The 20,378-nt window shown below is 66.5% G+C and carries 15 protein-coding genes and 1 pseudogene; 9 read left to right on the top strand and 7 right to left on the bottom strand.

What is annotated here, in order from left to right; all coding sequences use genetic code 11:
* Positions 1-17: 17 nt before the first annotated feature.
* The 3 genes from HWX08_RS07970 (at position 18) to HWX08_RS07960 (ending at position 10,292) form a co-directional block, all read left to right on the top strand.
* The gene (locus HWX08_RS07970) at positions 18-8,642 is read left to right on the top strand and encodes a glycoside hydrolase family 94 protein (RefSeq protein ID WP_174919944.1); all 8,625 of its coding nucleotides are present in this window, start codon (positions 18-20) and stop codon (positions 8,640-8,642) included.
* Between the two features lie 161 nt (positions 8,643-8,803).
* Positions 8,804-9,022, top strand: coding sequence for a glycine zipper 2TM domain-containing protein (locus HWX08_RS07965; protein WP_050780501.1), 219 nt, complete (start codon positions 8,804-8,806; stop codon positions 9,020-9,022).
* Positions 9,023-9,110: 88 nt separating this feature from the next.
* A complete protein-coding gene (locus HWX08_RS07960) occupies positions 9,111-10,292 on the top strand; it encodes a DesA family fatty acid desaturase (RefSeq protein WP_012328539.1) in 1,182 nt (393 codons plus the stop codon).
* Positions 10,293-10,356: 64 nt separating this feature from the next.
* On the opposite strand, the gene HWX08_RS07955 is transcribed toward HWX08_RS07960, so the two are convergent.
* Both HWX08_RS07955 and HWX08_RS07950 read right to left on the bottom strand, forming a co-directional pair.
* On the bottom strand, positions 10,357-10,536 hold the full coding sequence (locus tag HWX08_RS07955; protein WP_174919942.1) for a hypothetical protein: 180 nt from the start codon (positions 10,534-10,536) through the stop codon (positions 10,357-10,359).
* Positions 10,537-10,588: 52 nt separating this feature from the next.
* On the bottom strand, positions 10,589-10,861 hold the full coding sequence (locus HWX08_RS07950; protein ID WP_089448656.1) for a hypothetical protein: 273 nt from the start codon (positions 10,859-10,861) through the stop codon (positions 10,589-10,591).
* 527 nt (positions 10,862-11,388) lie between these two features.
* Here HWX08_RS07950 and HWX08_RS07945 point away from each other — a divergent pair.
* Positions 11,389-11,724 carry a hypothetical protein gene (locus HWX08_RS07945; protein ID WP_174920033.1) on the top strand — a complete coding sequence of 112 codons (336 nt, stop codon included), beginning with the start codon at positions 11,389-11,391 and terminating at the stop codon, positions 11,722-11,724.
* Between the two features lie 116 nt (positions 11,725-11,840).
* Here the strand turns inward: HWX08_RS07945 and HWX08_RS07940 are convergent, their stop codons facing one another.
* Positions 11,841-12,017 carry a CsbD family protein gene (locus HWX08_RS07940; RefSeq protein WP_012328536.1) on the bottom strand — a complete coding sequence of 59 codons (177 nt, stop codon included), beginning with the start codon at positions 12,015-12,017 and terminating at the stop codon, positions 11,841-11,843.
* A 320-nt stretch (positions 12,018-12,337) separates the two neighbouring features.
* Here HWX08_RS07940 and HWX08_RS07935 point away from each other — a divergent pair, with 320 nt between their 5' ends.
* Together HWX08_RS07935 and HWX08_RS07930 are read left to right on the top strand one after the other, a co-directional pair.
* Positions 12,338-12,925: a BPSL1445 family SYLF domain-containing lipoprotein gene (locus tag HWX08_RS07935; protein ID WP_012328535.1), complete on the top strand. Its 588-nt coding sequence runs from the start codon at positions 12,338-12,340 to the stop codon at positions 12,923-12,925.
* A gap of 62 nt (positions 12,926-12,987) precedes the next feature.
* On the top strand, positions 12,988-13,134 hold the full coding sequence (locus HWX08_RS07930) for a DUF3096 domain-containing protein (protein ID WP_006413561.1): 147 nt from the start codon (positions 12,988-12,990) through the stop codon (positions 13,132-13,134).
* Positions 13,135-13,195: 61 nt separating this feature from the next.
* Here HWX08_RS07930 and HWX08_RS07925 read toward each other — a convergent pair whose 3' ends face one another.
* Both HWX08_RS07925 and HWX08_RS07920 read right to left on the bottom strand, forming a co-directional pair.
* The gene (locus HWX08_RS07925) at positions 13,196-13,435 is read right to left on the bottom strand and encodes a DUF2252 family protein (RefSeq protein ID WP_174919940.1); all 240 of its coding nucleotides are present in this window, start codon (positions 13,433-13,435) and stop codon (positions 13,196-13,198) included.
* Positions 13,436-13,478: 43 nt separating this feature from the next.
* Positions 13,479-13,685: a hypothetical protein gene (locus tag HWX08_RS07920; RefSeq protein ID WP_174919937.1), complete on the bottom strand. Its 207-nt coding sequence runs from the start codon at positions 13,683-13,685 to the stop codon at positions 13,479-13,481.
* Positions 13,686-14,254: 569 nt separating this feature from the next.
* Between HWX08_RS07920 and HWX08_RS07915 the strand changes: the two genes are divergently transcribed.
* The gene (locus HWX08_RS07915) at positions 14,255-14,413 is read left to right on the top strand and encodes a DUF3309 family protein (protein ID WP_105801283.1); all 159 of its coding nucleotides are present in this window, start codon (positions 14,255-14,257) and stop codon (positions 14,411-14,413) included.
* A gap of 127 nt (positions 14,414-14,540) precedes the next feature.
* Here the strand turns inward: HWX08_RS07915 and HWX08_RS07910 are convergent, their stop codons facing one another.
* Positions 14,541-15,830, bottom strand: coding sequence for a cation:proton antiporter (locus tag HWX08_RS07910; RefSeq protein WP_012328530.1), 1,290 nt, complete (start codon positions 15,828-15,830; stop codon positions 14,541-14,543).
* Between the two features lie 383 nt (positions 15,831-16,213).
* Here HWX08_RS07910 and HWX08_RS07905 point away from each other — a divergent pair, with 383 nt between their 5' ends.
* Together HWX08_RS07905 and pgm are read left to right on the top strand one after the other, a co-directional pair.
* Positions 16,214-16,432: a hypothetical protein gene (locus HWX08_RS07905; protein ID WP_080001097.1), complete on the top strand. Its 219-nt coding sequence runs from the start codon at positions 16,214-16,216 to the stop codon at positions 16,430-16,432.
* Positions 16,433-16,598: 166 nt separating this feature from the next.
* A pseudogene (gene pgm / locus HWX08_RS07900) lies at positions 16,599-18,275 on the top strand (phosphoglucomutase (alpha-D-glucose-1,6-bisphosphate-dependent)).
* Between the two features lie 23 nt (positions 18,276-18,298).
* On the opposite strand, the gene tkt reads toward pgm, so the two are convergent.
* Positions 18,299-20,374, bottom strand: a complete 2,076-nt coding sequence (gene tkt, locus HWX08_RS07895; RefSeq protein ID WP_012328529.1) for a transketolase — start codon at positions 20,372-20,374, stop codon at positions 18,299-18,301.
* Positions 20,375-20,378: the final 4 nt, after the last annotated feature.

Below are 20,378 nucleotides of genomic sequence, written 5' to 3'. Positions count from 1 at the left end.
CATTGGGAGAAGGTGCGTTGAAGATTCACGTTGCGCGTGTTTCGCGACGCCGGACATCGCCATGGAGCAATGCACGGCCGATTCGCGAGGAGTTCTTCGGCGATGAACGGCTTGCGCAGCATGCGGGCAGTCTGGCGCGTGCGCAGAAGGTACTTCCCGGGGCGCCCTCTGGCCCGTCTCTGGCGACGCGGCTGAAGGACAACGCGGATCATCTGCTGAAGGCGTACCGGAATACGGTGGCCGCAGATGCGCGCGGCGAGGAAATCACGCCGGCAGCGGAGTGGCTGCTCGACAACTACTATCTCGTCGCGGAGCAGGTGCGGCAGATCCGCGACGATCTTTCCCCGCGCTATTACCGGCAACTGCCCAAGCTCGGCAATGGGCCGTTTGCCGGGTATCCGCGCGTATTCGAGATCAACTGGTCATTCGTCGCCCATACGGACAGCCGTTTCGATCCCGATATGCTGTGCCGCTTCATGCTCGCCTATCAGGCGGTGGAACCGCTGACGATCGGCGAACTGTGGGCAGTGGCGATCACGCTGCGGATCGTCTTGATCGAAAACCTGCGGCGGCTCGCGGACCAGATCATCGACGATCGGCACGCGCGACTCGACGCCGACGCGCTCGCGGATCGCCTGCTCGGCGAACGCGGGCAGGCACGGGTGGAAACGGAGCCGCTCGTCGCCCGTTATGAGCAGGCCGTATTGCACGATGCGTTCGCGGTGCAACTGATTCAGCGGCTGCATGATCCCGATCCGGCCGTCGCGCCGGCGCTGGCGTGGCTGCATCGGCACTTGGCGGCGCGCGGCGCGACGCCGGACCAGATCGTCGCCTCCGTCAACCATCAGCAGGGCGCCGCCAGCCTGACCGTGCGCAACGTGATCACCAGCATGCGGCTGATTTCGGAAGTGGACTGGACCGATCTGTTCGAGCGCATCAGCCTGGTCGATCAGGTGCTGCGCAGCCATCCGGGCTTCGCGGAGATGGATTTCCCCACGCGCAACCTGTATCGCGACGCGGTGGAAGCGCTTGCCCGCGGCGCGCCCGTCAGCGAACTCGAGATTGCCCGCCGCGTCGTCGCCGATGCAGCGGCGCAAGGGGCGAGCCGCGTGCCGGCCGCCGGCGCGGTGCCGGCCCGCGAGACAGACCCCGGTTACTACCTGCTGGCGGACGGCCGCACCGCGTTCGAGGCGGAGATCGGCTATCGGCCGCCCGTTGCGTTGTGGTTACGGCGCCTGACGCGCCACGCCGGTCTCGGCGGCTATCTCGGCCGTATCGGGCTGATTGCGGCACTGCTGCTCACGGCCATGCTGGCGTGGCTCACTCGCATCGAGCCACCCGGTCACTGGTTGATCTGGCTCGGCGTCGCCGGCCTGCTACCCGCGCTGGATACCGCGGTCGCGCTCGTCAATCGCAGCGTGATGCGCGATGTCGGTGCGAAGATCCTGCCCGGCCTCGCCTTGCTCGACGGCATTCCGCCGGGCCTGCGCACGATGGTCGCCGTGCCGGTGCTGCTGACGACGGAAGCGGCGCTCGGCGAGCAGATCGAGCAACTGGAAATTCATCACCTGGCGAGCCCTGACGGCGCGCTTTACTTCGCCTTGCTCTCCGACTGGGTGGACGCGCCCACCCCGCACGCGGACAGCGACGACGGGCTGCTGGCATCCGCGGTGGCGGGTATCGACCGGTTGAATCGCCTTTATCCGGCGGCGCCGGGCGAGGGCGAGCGCTTTCTGCTGCTGCACCGCAAGCGCGTGTGGAACGACGGCGAACGGTGCTGGATGGGCTGGGAGCGCAAGCGCGGCAAGCTGCACGAGCTGAACCGGTTGCTGCGCGGGGCGTCGGACACGACATTCATCTCGCTGGCAGGCAGGCCGCCGCGCGTGCCGCCTGACGTGCGCTACGTGATCACGCTCGATGCCGATACGCGGTTGCTGCGCGATACTGTGCGCCGCCTGATCGGCAAGATGGCGCACCCGCTCAACCGGCCGGTATTCGATTTGGCGAGCCGGCGCATCGTCGAAGGCTACGGCGTGCTTCAGCCGCGCGTCACGTCGTCCCTCGCAAGCGGTGACGAGGGGTCGCTGTTCCAGCGCGTGTCGTCGAGCGCGCACGGCATCGATCCCTACGTGTCGGCCGTATCGGATGTCTACCAGGATCTGTTCGACGAAGGCTCCTATGCGGGCAAGGGCATCTACGACGTCGACGCGTTCGAGGCGGTGCTCGCCGGCCGCGTGCCGGAGAACACGGTGCTCAGTCACGATCTGTTCGAAGGCATTTTCGCGCGGGCCGGGCTGGCGTCGGATGTCGAGGTCGTCGAAGCGTCGCCGTCCCGCTACGACGTCGCGGCGGGACGCCTGCACCGGTGGGCGCGCGGGGACTGGCAGCTCCTGCCTTGGTTGATTTCCGGCCATGAACGGCTGACGGCGGTCGGCCGCTGGAAGATGCTGGACAACCTGCGCCGCACGCTCACGGCGCCCGCCATGCTGATCGCGCTACTGGCCGGATGGATGCAGCCGCTCCCCGTATCGCTGGGCTGGAGCGCCTTCGTGCTGGTGATGATCGCGCTGCCGTTCCTGTTGCCCGTATTGAGCGGACTGGTGCCGCGCTGGCGGCGCACGCATGTCAGGATGACGACGCGCAGCGTGCTCCATGCGTGGTCGATGGAGCTGCGCTTCGCGTTGACGCGGTTCGGCCTGTCGATCGTCATGCTGCCGCAGCAGGCGTGGTCGATGGGCGACGCGATCGCGCGTACGCTGTTTCGCTTGGGGATCAGCCGTCGCCACCTGCTCGAATGGACGACAGCGGCCGCAGCGGGCGCGCGCGACCGGCGGACCCTCGCGTCCACCTATCTGCAAATGCGCGGCGGCGTGACGCTCGCGCTGCTTGCTGCGGCTGCCAGCCTGACGGCGGGCTGGCGCTTCGATCGTCATACGGGCTGGCTGGCCGTGCCGTTCGCACTCGTCTGGCTCGCCGCGCCGGCGATCGCGTATTGGCTGAGCCGTGCACCACGGCCGGCGGGCGAACTGGCGGTGACCCCGCACGATGCGCGTCAACTGCGGCTCGACGCGCGCCGGACCTGGCGTTATTTCGAGACGTTCGTGACGGCGGACGATCAGATGCTGCCGCCGGACAATTTCCAGGAGGACCCGAAGCCCGTTTGTGCGCGCCGGACTTCGCCCACCAATATCGGGCTGTACCTGTTGTCCGTCGTCAGCGCCCGCGAGTTCGGCTGGCTCGGCACGCAGGACGCGGTGTCGCGGCTGGAGGCGACGCTCGCGACGATGCGGCTGATGTCGCGCTATCGGGGCCATTTCTACAACTGGTACGACACGCGCGACCTGCGGCCTCTCGAGCCGCGGTATGTATCGTCGGTCGACAGCGGCAATCTCGCCGGGCACCTGATCGCGCTCGGCAACGGTTGCCGGGCGTGGGCGAATCAGCCCGCTGGCGTGGGACGGCAGGCCGCGCATGAAGGGATCGGCGATACGCTGGCGCTGTTGCGCAAGGCCGTGTGCCGAAATGGCGACGTCCGGACGGCCTTGCACGGTGAATTCGAGCGGGCCGCGACCGAACTGGAGGACACGCTCGCCGCGACGGATGGCCGCGCCGCGACGGAATGGAACGCGATCACGATCCTCGCTGCGACAGTCGCCGACGTCGCGCGCGCGCTGATGGACGAGGTCGGCCGGGTGCGGGGCGGCGACGTCGACGACGTGCTGTTCTGGGCGCAGGCGCTGGAGCATGGGGTGCAAGGGCATTGTCGTGACGCGACGCGCACGCCGGACGAAGCGGACGTGCTGAACAAGCGTCTTCAGGTGCTGGCCGATTCCGCGTTGCAGATGGCCTATGCGATGGAGTTCGGCTTTCTGCTCGACCCGGTGCGGAACCTGCTTTCGATCGGCTATGCCGTGGCCGACGGCCAGCGCGATCCGGGCAACTACGACCTGCTGGCGTCGGAGGCTCGCCTGGCGAGCTTCGTCGCGATCGCGAAAGGGGATGTCCCGGCGCGCCACTGGTTCCGGCTCGGCCGCCTGGCGACGCCGATCGGGCACGGCGCCGCGCTGGTCTCGTGGTCGGGATCGATGTTCGAATACCTGATGCCGTCGCTCGTGATGCGCGCGCCGGACAGCAGCCTGCTCGCGCGGACCAACCATCTGGTGGTACGTCGGCAGATCGCCTACGGCGACGGGCTGCGGCTGCCGTGGGGCATGTCCGAGTCGGCGTACAACACGCGCGACATCGAGCTGACCTATCAGTATTCGAGCTTCGGCGTGCCGGAGCTGGGGCTCAAGCGCGATCTCGACCAGAATCTGGTGGTCGCGCCCTATGCGACCGCGCTGGCGGCGATGGTCGCGCCGCATGCCGCCGCGTGCAACTTCGAACGGCTGCGCACGGCCGGCGCGTGCGGGCGCTTCGGCTTCTACGAAGCGCTCGACTATACGCCCGCACGCGTGCCGGAAGGTGTGCCGGTTGCCATCGTGCAGGCGTTCATGGCGCATCACCAGGGCATGTCGATCGTGGCGATCGCCAATGCGTTGCTGGGCGGGCGCATTCGCACCTTCTTCCATGCGGAACCGGCCGTTCGAGCCACCGAGCTGCTGTTGCAGGAGCGGGTGCCGGGCCGGGTCGCGGCAGGGCGGCCGCGGGTCGACACGCGCCCCGCCGGCAGGATGCATGGGATCGATGCCGGCGTGGCGCGGCGCCTGCTGTCCGCGAACGATCCCGCCCCCGTCACGCATCTGCTGTCCAACGGCCGCTATGCCGTGATGCTCACGGCCGCGGGGTCCGGCTACAGCCGTCGCGACGATCTGGCCGTTACGCGCTGGCGGGAGGACGCGACGCGCGACGATTGGGGCAGCTATCTGTATCTGCGAGACGCCGAGAGCGGTGACGTCTGGTCGGCCACATGGCAGCCCACTGGCGTGGTACCGGACAGCTACGACGTGACGTTCACCGAGGATCGCGCCGAGTTCGTGCGTCGCGACGGCACCTTGACGACGTCGCTCGAGGTGGTGGTATCCGCCGAGGACGACGCAGAGGTGCGTCGAGTGTCGGTAGCCAACACGGGCACCCGGCCGCGCGTGATCGAATTCACGTCGTACGCGGAAATCGTGCTCGCGCCGGCCGCCGCCGATCACGCGCATCCTGCATTCTCGAAGCTGTTCATCGAGACCGAGTACATGCCGGCATCCGGCGCCATCCTGGCGACGCGCCGCAAGCGCGCGCCGAACGAGGCGGAGGTTTGGGCCGCTCATCTGGCGGTGACTGTCGGCGAAACCGTCGGCGCGGAAGAATTCGATACCGATCGATTGCGTGTCATCGGACGCGGACGCAGCGTTCGCTTGCCGCTTGCGCTGACCGAACGGCGTGCGCTGAGCGCTTCCGAAGGCGCGGTGCTGGACGCGGCGTTCACGTTGCGGCGGCAACTGCGCATCGAGCCGGGCGCGAAGGCGAGCATCGTCTACTGGACCATCGTCGCGGATTCGCGCACGCAGTTGCTCGATCTGGTCGACAAGCATCGCGACGGCGAATCGTTCGCGCGTGCGGCGATGCTCGCGTGGACCCAGGCGCAGGTGCAGCTGCGGCACAGCGCGGTGAGCCTCGACGAGGCCGCGTTGTTCCAGCAGCTGGCCGGATACATGCTCTACAGCGATGCGTCGATGCGGCCGGGCTCCGCGGCGCTGCTGCGCCATGCGGCGGCGGTATCGGCGGCGGGAGGCGTGGGCGCGTCGCCGTTATGGACGCATGGCGTATCGGGGGATCTGCCGATACTGCTGGTCCGGATCGACGACATCGAGCACGTCGCCATGGTGCGGCAGTTGATTCGCGCGCACGAGTACTGGCGGATGAAGCGGCTCGAGGTCGATCTGGTCATCATCAACGAGCGCGCGGCGTCGTATGTGCAGGATTTGCAGGCGGCGCTCGAGGGGCTGGTGCGGCCCCGGCAGCCGCCGGGCGAAGCCGGACGCGGCAGTATTTTCGTGCTGCGCGAGGACCTGATGGCGGTGGCGGCGCGCGCGCTGTTTCCGGCGGTTGCGCGGGCCGTGCTTGCCGCGCGCAACGGCCGGCTGGTGGATCAATTGCGGCGCCTCGGGGCGTCGCCGCTGCCCGCGCGCCCGGATGCCGCGAGCCCGCCGCTGCTGCCGCCTGCGAATCCGTCACCGAAGGGCGCACAGGCCGGCGCCGGTCTCGAATACTTCAACGGCATCGGCGGTTTCGCGCGCGGCGGCCGCGAATACGTCGTGATCCTGCAGCCCGGTCAATGCACGCCGATGCCGTGGGTCAACGTCGTCGCGAATCCGTCGTGCGGCTTCCTGACATCGGTGGAGGGGGGCGGCTATACCTGGGTGACGAACAGCCGCGAGCATCCGCTGACGCCGTGGTCGAACGACCCGGTCACCGATCCGCCGAGCGAAGTGTTCTACATCCGCGACGACGAGACGGGCGTGCGCTGGGGACCGCAGGCGGGTTCGATCGGCGACGACGCGCCGAGCGCGAGCGCTTTCGTGGCGAGTCATGGCCAGGGCTACAGCCGGTTTGCGCATTCCGCCGCCGACGTCGCCGTCGAGTTGCTGCAGTTCGTGCCGCTGGCCGATCCTGTCAAGATTTCCCGGCTGACGTTGCGCAACCTGTCGAGTCGGCGCCGCCGGCTGTCCGTCGCCACCTATGCGGAGTGGGCGCTGGGGGCGCCGCGCAGCGTCGCGGCGCCCCACACCGCGAGCGAGATCGATCCGCCGACCGGCGCGCTGTTTGCCCGCAACGACTGGAGTCAGGTGTATCGCGGCAGCGTGGCGTTCGCCGATTTATGCGGCCTGCAAACCTCGTGGAGCGCGGACCGGCGCGAGTTCATCGGCCGCAATGGCGTCCTGAGCGATCCCGCCGGTTTTCCGGGCAGCGCCGGCGCGTCGCCGTTGTCGGGCCGCGTCGGCGCCGGGCTCGACCCGTGTGCCGCGTTGCAGACCACGGTCGATCTCGAACCCGGCGGCAGCGTCGAAATCGTCTTGCTGCTCGGCGAAGGCGCCGATGCGGCAGCGGCGCGACAGTTGATCGCGCATTACCGTCAGGCGGATCTCGACGCGATATTCGCCGCCGTGACGGCGTTCTGGGACGAGACGCTCGGCGCCGTTCAGGTCGAAACGCCCGATCGCGCGATGGATCTGATGCTGAATCGCTGGCTGCTGTACCAGACGCTGTCGTGCCGGATCTGGGCGCGTGCGGGCTTCTATCAGGCGAGCGGCGCGTACGGTTTTCGCGACCAGCTGCAGGACGGCATGGCGCTCACGGTCGCCCGCCCGGCCCTGACGCGCGAGCATCTGTTGCGGGCGGCGGCGCGCCAGTTTCCCGAGGGCGACATGCAGCACTGGTGGCTGCCCGAAAGCGGCAGCGGCGTACGCACGCGGATCTCCGACGATCGCGTCTGGCTCGCCCATGCGGTTGCGCACTACGTCGATGTCAGCGGCGACCGCGCGATTCTCGATGCGTCGATCCCGTTCATCGACGGGCGACCGCTGGCCGCCGACGAGCACGACGCGTTCTTCATCCCGCGCGTCTCGGAAACGAGCGCGTCGCTGTTCGACCATTGCGTGCGCGGGCTGGAGTCGAGTCTCGCGCAGGTCGGCGAGCATGGCCTGCCGCTGATCGGCACGGGCGACTGGAACGACGGCATGAACCGGGTCGGCGAGGCCGGGCGGGGCGAAAGCGTCTGGCTCGGGTGGTTCCTGCATGCGACGCTCACGGCGTTCGCCCCGCTCGCCACGGCGCGCGGCGCGGGCGAACTGGCGGCGCGCTGGCTGACGCGCGCCGGCGCGTTGCGCGATGCGCTTGCCGATGCGGGGTGGGATGGCGGTTGGTATCGGCGTGGCTACTTCGACGACGGTACACCGCTCGGCTCGGCCGGCAACGCCGAATGTGCGATCGACGCGATCGCGCAGTCGTGGAGCGTGCTGTCGGGCGCGGCGGACCCGGCGCGCGCCGCGCAGGCAATGGACGCGCTGGAAGCGCGGCTGATCCGCCGCGACGATGGCTTGGCATTGCTGTTTGCGCCGCCGTTCGATCGATCGCCGGTCGATCCCGGCTATATCAAGGGTTATCCGCCGGGCATCCGGGAAAACGGCGGCCAGTACACGCATGCGGCCACGTGGTCGGTGCTTGCGTTTGCGCAAATGGGTGACGGAGATCGCGCCGCGAAGCTGTTCGCGCTGCTCAATCCGGTCAATCGCAGCCGCACGCGCAGCGGCGCGAATCGTTATCGGGTGGAACCATACGTGGTCGCGGCCGACGTCTATTCGGTCGCGCCGCATGTCGGCCGTGGCGGATGGACCTGGTACACCGGCTCGGCGGGCTGGCTATATCGTGCGGGCATCGAAGGCCTGCTCGGCCTGCGCAGGCATGGCGACATGCTGTCCATTCAACCGTGCATACCGCGATCCTGGCCGGGCTTCAGGGCAACGCTGCGCCACGGGGCGTCGCACTACGACATCGTCGTCGAGAATCCGGACGACGTCAGCGGCGGCGTGTCCCGCCTCGTCGTGGATGGCGTGCGGCTCGCCGCCGGAGAAGCGATGGTGCGACTCGTGGACGACGGTCGGCGTCACAGCGTGGTCGTGACGCTGGGGGCGGCGCAAGCGGTGCTTCTGTGAGGCGACGGGGCGGCATCCGGGCCGGTACGTTAGCGGACGGACTGCGCGCGATTCACCGCCCATCATGAACCGACGTCCCGAATTTCATCGGGATGTCAGCGCATGGGCTTCCGTGCGTCGTGCCGGATCGGACGGCGCGGCGGCAACCCGAGGGGATGATCATGAGAAAGCTACATTCCATGGCAGTCGAGATGGCGATCGTCACATTGACGATCGTCGTGCTGGCGGGTTGCGGCGGTATGTCTCGCCGCGGAACGGATACCGTGATCGGGGCGGGTGTCGGTGGCGTCGCCGGCGCGGTCCTGACGGGCGGCAGTGCGTTGGGCACGGTGGGCGGCGCGGCCGTCGGCGGCGTTGTCGGCAACCAGGTCGGGAAATAGGCCGGCCGACGGGTAGGGAATCGGCACGCGCACTCGCCGTCGCGGCGAAGCGCGCGCGGATACATGCGTGACCCGGAGTGCGACCGGTATGTCGGCATTTCTCCTGAACGGCGAGCTGAGGCTGTCCTGGTGGCAGCTTGCGGGGGTCGTGTTCGTGCTCACGCATGTCACCATCATCAGCGTGACCGTGTACCTGCACCGCTGTCAGGCGCATCGGGCGCTGGATCTGCGCCCGTGCGTCAGCCACTTCTTCCGGTTCTGGCTGTGGTTGACGACCGGCATGCTGACCCTGCAGTGGGTCGCGGTGCATCGCAAGCATCACGCGAGAAGCGAGACCCCGGAGGATCCGCATAGCCCGCGAACCCGTGGCCTCGCGACCGTGCTGCTTCGCGGCGCGGAACTGTACCGGGAGGCAGTGCGGAACGAGGAGACGCTGCGCCGGTTTGGATCGGGTACGCCCGACGACTGGCTCGAACGCCACGTCTATGCCCGCTATCCGAATCTCGGCGTCGGGCTGCTCGCCGTGATCGACGTCGGGCTGTTCGGGCTCCCCGGCGTGGCGGCGTGGGCGATCCAGATGATGTGGATTCCGTTCTGGGCCGGCGGCGTAGTCAACGGTTGCGGCCACTTCAGCGGTTATCGGAATTTTGCGACGCTCGATGCGAGCACCAACATTTTCCCGCTGGGCATCCTGATCGGCGGGGAAGAACTGCATAACAATCACCACGCATACGTGACGTCCGCGAGGCTGTCGAACCGATGGTTCGAGTTCGACATCGGCTGGCTGTACATCCGCCTGCTGGCGGCGTTGAGACTGGCGACCGTTCGGCGACTCGCAACGAAGCCGCGCCTGCTTCCGAACAAGGCAGTGGTCGACGATGCAACGCTGCAAGCGGTTATCCGCAACCGCCATGCGGTGATGGCCGCCTATGCGCGCATGCTCGAACCCGCCTGCCGGCGGGAACTGCGCCGCATGAAGGACATGAGCCGCGACGACAAGCGCGCGTTCGCGCTCGCCATGAAACGCTGGCTGCGCCAGGCCTGGGGCCATCGAGGCAAGCCCGATCTGCGGGCGCTGACGAGCCCCAATGCCAATCGGCGAATGCGCGTGTACGTCGATATGTACGAGGCGTTGCTCGAGCTATGGACGTGGTCGCACGCGTCGCACGAGCAATTGCTGGTTCAGTTGCAGGATTGGTGCCGTTGCGCGGAGCAGAGCGGTATCAAGGCGATTGCCGATTTCTCGATGCGCCTGCGCCAGTATGCGTGATCCCGGCACGCCGGTGACCCGCCATGCGGGACCGGCATGCCACAGTGTGCGGCGCAAGCGCCGCTCATCTCGCCCGATTGTCTGGGTGCGAATAACGCCACTTGCTTGCATTGGAATTGATGCCGGCATCCTGGCGAATGCGCTTTTCGGCGCGTTCGACGTCGGCACGGGCCAGATCATCCCGCTGCTTTTTCCGGGTCGCGTCATCGCGCCGATCGATTGAGGTGCCTGAGTGATATTTCATGGATTGCTCCTGAGTGAGGTGTGCTCGCGTCGGGCCGGATGCGGCGGACGAATCAGATCGCCGCAGGGGCGATCTTGCCGTCCACGATGTCCTTGCCGAATTGCATCGCTAGGTCGAGTGCGAGCGCCGCCGTTTGCGGAGCGCCATGCTCGAAAATGGTCGAGTAACGCGGTGCCGTTGCGGAGGTAGCCGGAATCGTGTCGATGCGCACGATTGAAGCAAAACGCCTCGGGCCGGGAGCGTGGGGATCGCCGAACGGCGGGAAAAGCATTTGTGAATAGACGCGGAGTTCATGTCCGCGATATTCGAGCGTGGGGATGGTCATGATTTGCTCCTGACAGAGCAACGGTTGGCGCCGAAGGATTCAAGGGCGCCGATGCCTTGGCAACAAACCGGCAGGTATCTTCAGTGTGCGCGCTCGACCATGGTTTCGCAATAACAATATCGGATGCCGAATCATATTTTCAATGCGGGTCAATCACCGGGTTGCGGTGCGGTTGCGGAAGAATCTGCTTCCAAATAGTCGATACCGTACAGACCGACGCGCGTCTTCCGGTTCACGATGAACTCAACACCGAGGAGGCCGCCATGTGCATCCCACTTTCACTCGAGGTCGTCGAGACCCTCAAATCGCTTGATCGAATTCCGGATTCCCAGGCTGATATTCCACGCGCCATAGCCGCTGAACTATTGGCTCACGGGCTTGCATACGAGTCGCGCACCGGCGGTTCGATCAACATGACGGCGGCAGGCCGTCTGTGGCTGAATCGGTGTGCGGACTAGCGCGCATGCGTCGACCAGGCGAGACCGGATTTTGTCCTGCACAACGATTCATGGATCCATGAGGCAATGATGAAAACCCAATCTACACGATGGTTTGCGCTGGACCAATACGCGCCCGTTCGCGGCGGATGGTATGAAGTGCGACTGGTGAGCGGCAACACGGCGTTTGCGAAGTTTGGCGATGGCGAATGGACGGAAAAGCCGATGCTTACCTTTACGCGCTGGCGAGGCTTGCGCTCCGATCCGGCCAAGTCGGGCGATGCAGTGGATGCGACCGCAGATGCGACCGCGGCGAAAGGTGTCCGGGACGCGTGGGACGCGTTCTTTCCCGGCGTGGGAAACGAGCAGCACAAGCCGCTTGCCGCTGCGCATGGCGACCACCCCCGACGCATTGCGGCATCGTGACGGTCAGTCGGGAAGCGGGTATCGCCGGATGTTGCCTGCACGCGCGGTCAACATCCAGTGAATCCGCATCACGTTGCCCGATCGCGCGGCGCTACGGAACCGTTCGCGCGAACCCCCTACGGCCGCTTCCTGAATTGCTCTTTCGCGTCACCGAATGACGCTTGTGTCTTTCCGACGACCTGCTCGACCGTGCCCTGCATTCTGGTCGATCGATTTCCCATGATCCTGCCGACCATTTCCTTCAGTCTGCCTTTCGCTTCCGCGATGCGGCCTCTCACCTGATCCCTGTTCATCACACTGCTCCTTGACATGGGTCGCCTGCTTGATCGGTACGAAACCTGGAACCATCGAAGCGTCGTATCGGGCGCTTTACGCGGAACAACCGGTGCGCCCGAAGACACACTGAGCGCAATCGCGATGGAAGTCGGTACGATGCCGTACGCGGATCGCCGCCGGTGCGCCAGCGTATGCATGCGGGCGGCGATTGCATCGATCGCCGCGAAGCCAGGTTGAGAAGGTTGTCTGTTTTTGCAGGCTTGGTACGCTTTCGTACCGCATTCGCATTCGCCTGTGTGTAGCGTCAGGGGTATCCACGAACAACCTGGGGTGAATCATGCAGCGACGAACATTTCTATGGGGTACGCCGGGATCGATCCTGGCTATCGGCCTCGCGGTCTCGGGATGCACGACGACCGGTACATCCGACGCCAGTGGTCACCAGACCGACAAGCGCCACACCATCGATGCTGGCGTCGACTCGACCCTCGCACGCCTTTACACGACCGCCAAAGGCTCGCGTGAACTCGTCGGCAAGGCGCGCGGCGTGCTGGTATTCCCGTCGGTCATCGCGGCCGGCTTCTTCGTCGGCGGCCAGTACGGCGAAGGCTCGCTGCGCGTTGCCGGCAGCACGGTCGGTTACTACAGCACCACGACCGGCTCGATCGGCCTGCAGATCGGTGCGCAATCGAAAGCCATCATTTTCCTGTTCATGACCGAGGATGCGCTTGGTCGCTTCCGTAACAGCGAAGGCTGGTCGGTGGGCGGCGACGCGTCGGTGGCAGTACTGAAAGTCGGCGCGAACGGCAATGTCGACACCAGCACCGCGACCGCGCCGATCGAAGCATTCGTACTGACGAACAACGGATTGATGGCCGGCGTGACGCTGGAAGGCACGAAGATCACCCGGCTCAAGTCGCTGTAACGAGCGGCGGACGCGGGGCGGCTTGGTCTCCATTGGTTGTTTTCATTCTTGCGGAGGGGCGTATGCACATTCTCACGAGCGCGGGCCCACTGGTTTCGCTGATCGCCGGCATTCTGATTCTGGTGGTGCCCCGTCTGTTGAATTACATCGTGGCGATCTACCTCATCGTCATCGGGTTGCTCGGGCTGTTCGGAGGACATCTCCACTGAACCACTGAACCGAGCCTCTCGCGAAAATGCAGGTGACGAACCTCGCGGGCGGCGCCCGCGATCATCGACTGTCGACGTGCCCCTGAGCGTTCGCGACGGGGCCCGGATTGCCTGCGTGGCAGTTGCCGCCAATCCGGACCGGGGGGGGTTCCGGTAACGTGCGACGCTCCAGGCTATCGAGCCATGCGTGGAATCTGACGGTATTGCCCCGGACATAGGCGCGGGCCGACCGCGCCATCTTCACGCTCCGGAGCGCAACGAGGGCACCCTGCCGCCCGTTGACGGGCGTTGGCCGCCGCATCGCACGACCCTGAGCGCGTGGTGGCTGAAGCGGGCTGCATGCGCTATCGAGCCGATCGGCATGCCGTTCCCGGACGCGGGCTCGCGTCGGAACGCTTTTGCTCCGCAGTGCGCGGTTGCTCGCGCGCGTTCGGGTTCGTCAGCCTCGGCTTTTCGGGGGCAATGGGCATTCCGTCATCGGTCGCGGTATCTTGCGCATATTTCCGATGCTGTTGCGGCGTGCCGCGGGCTTTCCGAGTCAGGTCGTTCATGAGCTTCTCCGGTGAATGCCGCTTCGCATGGATCCGGCCGCTAGAACCGGATCGCGGCGAGACCATCGGCAATGTGTCGGCGCGTTGTGGCGCCGAACGCGTATCGGCATCGGCAGCGCATGCGCGCGTGCCGACCCAGAATGGACGAGCGAACAGCGGAAGTCGGTACGATGCCGTGCAGTGGCGGCTGGCGTCGCTTCGGACCGGCAAGCCGATGATTTGCGCCGATGTCCGCGATAATCCGCACTCGTCCGGTACGTTGCCGGACAGACTCCACTCGCGCGTCCGCCTACATTGATAGCGAAAGAGTCGATGCACGTCCCGAACCGGGTGCATCGAGCACGTGTTCTGCATGAAGGAGCAGGACGACTGACTTCCCGGCTACTCCGGCATTCGAGATACGGCACCGCCCATTTCGACGCGACAGGCAGCGAACGGCGCGTGCGCGCGTCGACATGGAAGCGCACGGGAGCGTATCGGCGGACACATCGGTTCGATTGCATTCGATGGCCATCGGGGCGAACGCACTGCGCCATGACCCGCCGGATGATTGATTGAGGAGAGACGACATGTCACTGGGACTTCTTCTACTGATCGTTGTCGTGCTGCTGATGGTCGGGGTGATCCCGACCTGGCGCTATAGCAACGGCTGGGGCTATGGTCCAAGCGGATTGCTGGGCTTGGTATTGGTCGCGTTACTCATCCTGATGCTGCTGGGCAGGCTGTGACGCGGGACATTATCGACGCTGCAGGTTCATGGGAAGACTGCCGCCCGACACCGCGAGTGTCGGGTGTGGCATCCCGCCGAACCGTTCGACCCGCGTACGCATCGCGCCACCGCGCCCGCGCTGGATCTCACGCATAGCGACGCATGAGCGGCGCGGCTGAAATGCCGTGCAGCACGATCGACATGGCGATGATGGCCAGTACCCATGGAACCAGCGGCAACAGTTGCGCACGCGGCCCTTGCTCGAGGGCCAGCATCAGGTAATACAGGGAACCCACGCCGCGAATGCCGAACCAGCTGATCAGCCGGCGCTGGTGGCGCGACGCCTGGGATCCTATCAGCGCGAGCCCGGTGGCCGCCGGCCGGATGACGAACAGCAGGGTCGCGACCACGGCCGCGCCGGCCCAGGTGAGCATGTCAACCCAATAGCGGGAGACGAGCGCACCGATCAGCAGGATCAGCACGGCTTCGGCGATGTGTTCGAGCTCGATCGTGAATCCCATGACCGACTCCGCGACGAAGGCATGGGCTTTGTCGGGATCGGTGGCGGTGGCCTCGACATCCTCGCTGTCCACGATGCCGACCGTCTCCTTCGACGTCTTCCGGCCGCTCGTTCGATGCTCGACACGCCGCATCGCGACGCCCGCGGCGAACACGGCCAGGAACCCGTAGCCATGAATGGCGAGCGTCACGCCGTACGACAGCATGATCAGGCCCAGCGCGAAGAACCCTTCGAGGCCGAGCGCCTGTCCGTGGCGGCTGCGCAGGAATGCGACGAGCCGGGCGGTGGCGAAGCCGAGCAGCCAGCCGGCGCCCACGCCGGAGGTGATACCCCATGCAATGCCGCCGAGCATGCTCCAGTGAAGCTCCGACATCGTGCCAGACCCGCACGCAAGCAGGCCGATCACCGCGCAAGGGTAGGCGGTGCCGTCGTTGATCCCGCCTTCGCCGGACAACGAAAAACGCACCAGTTCGACGTCACCCGCGTCGCGCACGCCGACGTCATGAGCGAGCACGGGATCCGTCGGCGCGATCATCGCGCCCAGCAGTACCGCGACGCCGAGACTCAAATGCAGCACCAGCATGCCGAGCGCGGCGATCGACGCGACGGTGAAGATCATCGCGACGACGCCAAGCCGCAGCGGCAGCATCCAGCGGCGATCGGCGGGCGGAACACGCAGCCTAAGGCCGATCGCGAACAGCGAGATCAGCAAACCGATTTCGGCTGCGATGCGCAAGTGCGTGACGTCGTCCGGCAATGTCAGCGACAGGAAGCCGAGGCCGGCCGGTCCGATCAGAAAGCCGATCCCGAGATACACCATGGCCGCGCTCAACGGCAGACGCTTGAGCGACGACCCGATGAGTCCCATGAAAATCAGCAGGGCTCCGAAGATGAGGCATCCGATGGTTTCGGTCACTTTGAATGTCCTGCGTGGGTAACGTCGCGCTCGCCACGCGTCGAGCGTCGAACGCAGGTCGCTATCCGTTGTCGTTCAGGCGGCACGCGGCACGCGCGGGACGGCACATACCGGACTGGGCATCGATGCCTCGCATTCGTCGCACAATATCGCTCCGGTCGTTCCACGTTCGCAGCGAGTCGGTCCGGCGTCTGTCCGATGGCGGACAAAGAACCGGGCGCAACCGTCGCAACCATCGCGATCGAAATGACGCGTGGCTGCTGCTGACGCGGCCGGGACGACGCGCCCGAACCGGCATGCACGCGATGTACGGTAGCGGGCAGAGCGGTGCAGTGCTTCGTCATAGACTGTTCGGCGATCCTCACGACAACCGGAGCATGGCCATGGCCCATACAGCAATCGAGGGCGATCTACGTTCACTCGAACGACTCATTGCACGCGTCACGCTCGGTGAGCCTGCGCCATGGGCGCTCTGGCGAATTCGGCTGGAATCGATTCTGGAACACGGCCGTTTGACACCGTCGGAACGCATGCATCTCGTCAGCATCATCGCCCTTCTCCTCATGCTCGAGCGTCGAGCGGGCAAGCTGGCCGCGCATTGAGCACGGCCGCCGCGTCGCGCGTTCGAGGGGGGCGCGGCGGTGCCCGCCATCCGCCGGGCGCGTGGCGGTAGTCATGGCTCGCGCTCGAACGAGAATGGCGGCTGTGTCCCAGACAGGAGGCATGTTGAATCCCGCTACATCCGACCCGCCGGGCGCGCCGGCCGCGATGCCCGTCAGTCCGCTGGCAGGCCGGCTCGCACCTTACGCGCTGCGGATCGACGTTCCCCGCCTCGTGACCGCGTACTACACCGATATGCCGGACCCGGCAGTCCCGGCGCAACGCGTGACGTTCGGCACATCGGGACACCGGGGTTCCGCGTTGACCCGCAGCTTCAACGAGTGGCACGTCCTCGCGATCACGCAGGCGATCTGCCGGTATTGACGTTCGCACGGCATCCACGGTCCAGTGTTTGTCGGCATCGATACGCATGCACTTTCCGAACCGGCGCAGGCGAGCGTGCTTGAAGTGCTGGCTGCCAATGGCGTCGAGGTCATGCTGGCGCCGCCGGGTGAGTACACGCCCACGCCGGCCGTTTCGCGCGCGATCCTGACGTACAACCGGGGACGCAATGCCGGGTTCGCCGACGGCATCATCGTGACGCCGTCGCACAATCCGCCGGACAACGGCGGCATCAAGTACAACCAGGCGACCGGCGGCCCGGCCGGGGAGGCCGTCACCCGATGGATCGAAGCGGCCGCGAACGATCTGCTCGAAGCGCGGCTCGCGGGGGTGAGCCGCGTCTCGTTGTCGACGGCATCGAATGCCGCCACAACGCACCGGTACGACTTCCTCGCGGCGTATGTCGACGACCTGGCCAGCGTCATCGACATGGACATCCTGCGCGGTGCGCCGATCCGGCTCGGCGTCGATCCGTTCGGCGGCGCAGGCGTGCACTACTGGGGTGCGATTGCCGAGCGTTACCAACTGAATCTCGCGATCGTCAGCTAGGAAGTCGATCCGACTTTTCGCTTCATGAGCGTCGACTGGGACGGGCGGATCCGCATGGATCCGTCGTCGCCGTATGCGATGCAGAGCCTGATCGCGCGGAAAGACCAATTCGATGTCGCGTTTGCGTGCGATACCGACCACGACCGGCACGGGATCGTCACACGCAGCGACGGTTTGCTGCCGCCCAATCACTATCTCGCGGTGCTTGTCGACTATCTGCTCGCGCATCGGCCGAAATGGCCCGCTCGCGCGGCGGTCGGCAAGTCGGTCGTCTGCAGCGAGATGATCGATCGTGTCGCCCGCGCACACGATCGCGCAATCTACGAAGTGCCCGTCGGCTTCAAGTGGTTCGTCGGCGGATTGCTCGACGGCACGCTGGGGTTCGCCGGCGAGGAGAGTGCGGGGGCCACGTGCCTGCAGCTCGACGGGCAACCCTGGACGACCGACAAGGACGGCATCGTTCCCGCGTTGCTGTCGGCCGAAATCACGATCCGAACCGGCCGCGATCCGGCGGAGCATTACCGCGACCTGGCGCACCGCTTCGGCGCGCCCGCCGAACGGAGGGTACAGGCCGCAGCCACACCTGAGCAGCGCGCGCTGCTGGCGCGGCTAGCGCCGCATCAGTTCACGCACACCGAACTGGCGGGAGAGGCGATCGTCCGGATACTCGATCGGGCGCCGGGCAATCGGGCCGCGATCGGGGGCATCAAGGTGATGACGGAGCACGGCTGGTTTGCCGCGCGGCCGTCAGGTACCGAAGATCTCTACCGGATCTATGCGGAAAGCTTCAACGGAGAGGATCACGTGGCGCGCATCGTGTCCGATGCGCAGTCGATGGTCGACGCGGTGCTCGAAGCAGGCACGCGCGATGCCGGTGGCGGCTCGAACGCCTGATACGCGCATGGGCCGCCCAACGGTCACACGAGCAGTTTCAGTGCGCGGTCGCAGACGTTCTCGACCGTGAAGCCGAAATCGCGCATCAGCTCGGCGCCCGGCGCCGACGCGCCGAAACCCGCAATGCCGAGTACGTCGCCACGATCGCCGACATAGCGGTGCCAGCCTTGCGACACGCCCGCTTCGATCGCCAGCCGCGCACCGACCGACTTCGGCAGCACGGCGTCCTGATACGACTGGGGCTGAGCGTCGAACAATCTCCAGCAGGGCAGCGACACCACCCGAACCGCCACGCCGCGCGCGAGCAACTCGGCGTGCGCTGCCAGCGCGAGCCCGACTTCCGAGCCTGTCGCGATCAGGATCAGCGCGGGGCGACCGTCGGGGGCATCGGCGAGCACGTAGCCGCCGCGCCGCAAGCCCTCTGCCGGCGCGAACCGGAGGCGATCGATGGTCGGCACGTCCTGGCGGGTCAGGATCAGCGCGGTCGGCCGTTCTCGCGCTTCGAGCGCCACGCGCCACGCGACGGCCGTTTCGTTGGCATCGGCCGGTCGAATCACCAGCAGGCCCGGGACCGCGCGCAGGCCGGCAAGCTGTTCAATCGGCTGATGCGTCGCACCGTCCTCGCCGACGGCGAGGCTGTCGTGCGTGAACACGTAGATCACCTGCAGACGCATCAATGCGGCGAGCCGGATCGGTGGACGCATGTAGTCGGAAAAGATCAGGAAGGTCGCACCGAACGGCAGGATGCCGCCGTGGGCCGCCAGGCCGTTCAGGATCGCGCCCATTGCATGCTCGCGCACGCCGAAATGCAGATTGCGGCCGCTGCGGCTCCAGCCGCCGCCGTCGGAACCTTGCCGGTCGAGCGCGTTCATGCCGGCGGCCTCGAAATCGCCGTGCCCGGTCAGCGCGGTGAAGGTGGAGGGATTCAGATCGGCGGAGCCGCCGATGAGCGACGGGACGCGGGGGGCGAGGGCGTTCAGCACCTTGCCGGATGCGACCCGCGTCGCCATGCCTTTCGGATCGGCCGGAAAGACCGGGATATCGCGGTCCCAACTGTCGGGCAGCGCGCCGCGCACCGAGCTCAGCAGCATCTCCGCCAGCTCGGGAAACACGCGCGCATAGGCTGCGAACAAGGTGTTCCAGTGCGCTTCCCGTATTTGCCCCTCCGCCAGTGCCCGGCGAAAATGCGCGAGCGCCGGTGCGGGGATATGAAACGCGGGATCGGGCGGCCAGCCGAGGTTGTGCTTGGTCAGGCGCACCTCGGCATTGCCGAGCGGCGATCCGTGAGCCTGGTAGGTGTCTTGCCGGTTGGGCGAGCCGTAGCCGAGATGTGTGCGCACGAGGATCAACGACGGACGCCGCTGCTCGGCACGTGCGGCGAGCAGCGCTGCGTCGATGGCGGCAAGGTCGTTGCCGTCGTCGACCGTTTCCGTATGCCAGCCGTAGGCGTCGAACCGTTGCGCGCGATCTTCGGTGAAGGTGATCGCGGTGCCGGCGGATAGCGTGACGCGATTGTCGTCGTACAGGCAGATCAGCTTGCCGAGCCGGAGATGGCCGGCAAGCGATGCGGCCTCCGCCGCGACGCCTTCCATCAGGTCGCCGTCGCTGACGAGTGCATAGGTGTGGTGATCCACGATCTCGAAACCGGGGCGGTTGTAGCACGCGGCGAGCCGCGTTTCCGCCATCGCCATGCCGACGGCGTTGGCGAGGCCCTGGCCGAGCGGGCCGGTGGTCGTCTCGACGCCCGGCGTGAGGCCACGCTCCGGATGGCCGGGCGTGAGGCTGCCCGATTGCCGGAAGCGGACGATCTGATCGAGCGGCAGGTCGTAACCGGTGAGGTGAAGCAGGCTGTACAGCAGCATCGAACCATGTCCGGCCGACAGGATGAAGCGATCGCGATCGAGCCACGCCGGATTGGCGGGGTGATGCTTGAGATGGCGCATCCATAGCGCATAGGCCATCGGTGCGGCGCCGAGCGGCAAGCCTGGATGTCCGCTCGCTGCTTTCTGCACGGCATCGATTGACAGGAAGCGCAGCGTATTGATGCAGAGCGCATCGAGTGCCGAACCTTCGGTTGTCGGGAAATCGGTTGAGGTCATGCAG

This window comes from Burkholderia metallica (assembly GCF_902832845.1).
GTDB lineage: Bacteria > Pseudomonadota > Gammaproteobacteria > Burkholderiales > Burkholderiaceae > Burkholderia > Burkholderia metallica.
This window is presented reverse-complemented; position numbering and strand designations above follow the sequence as displayed.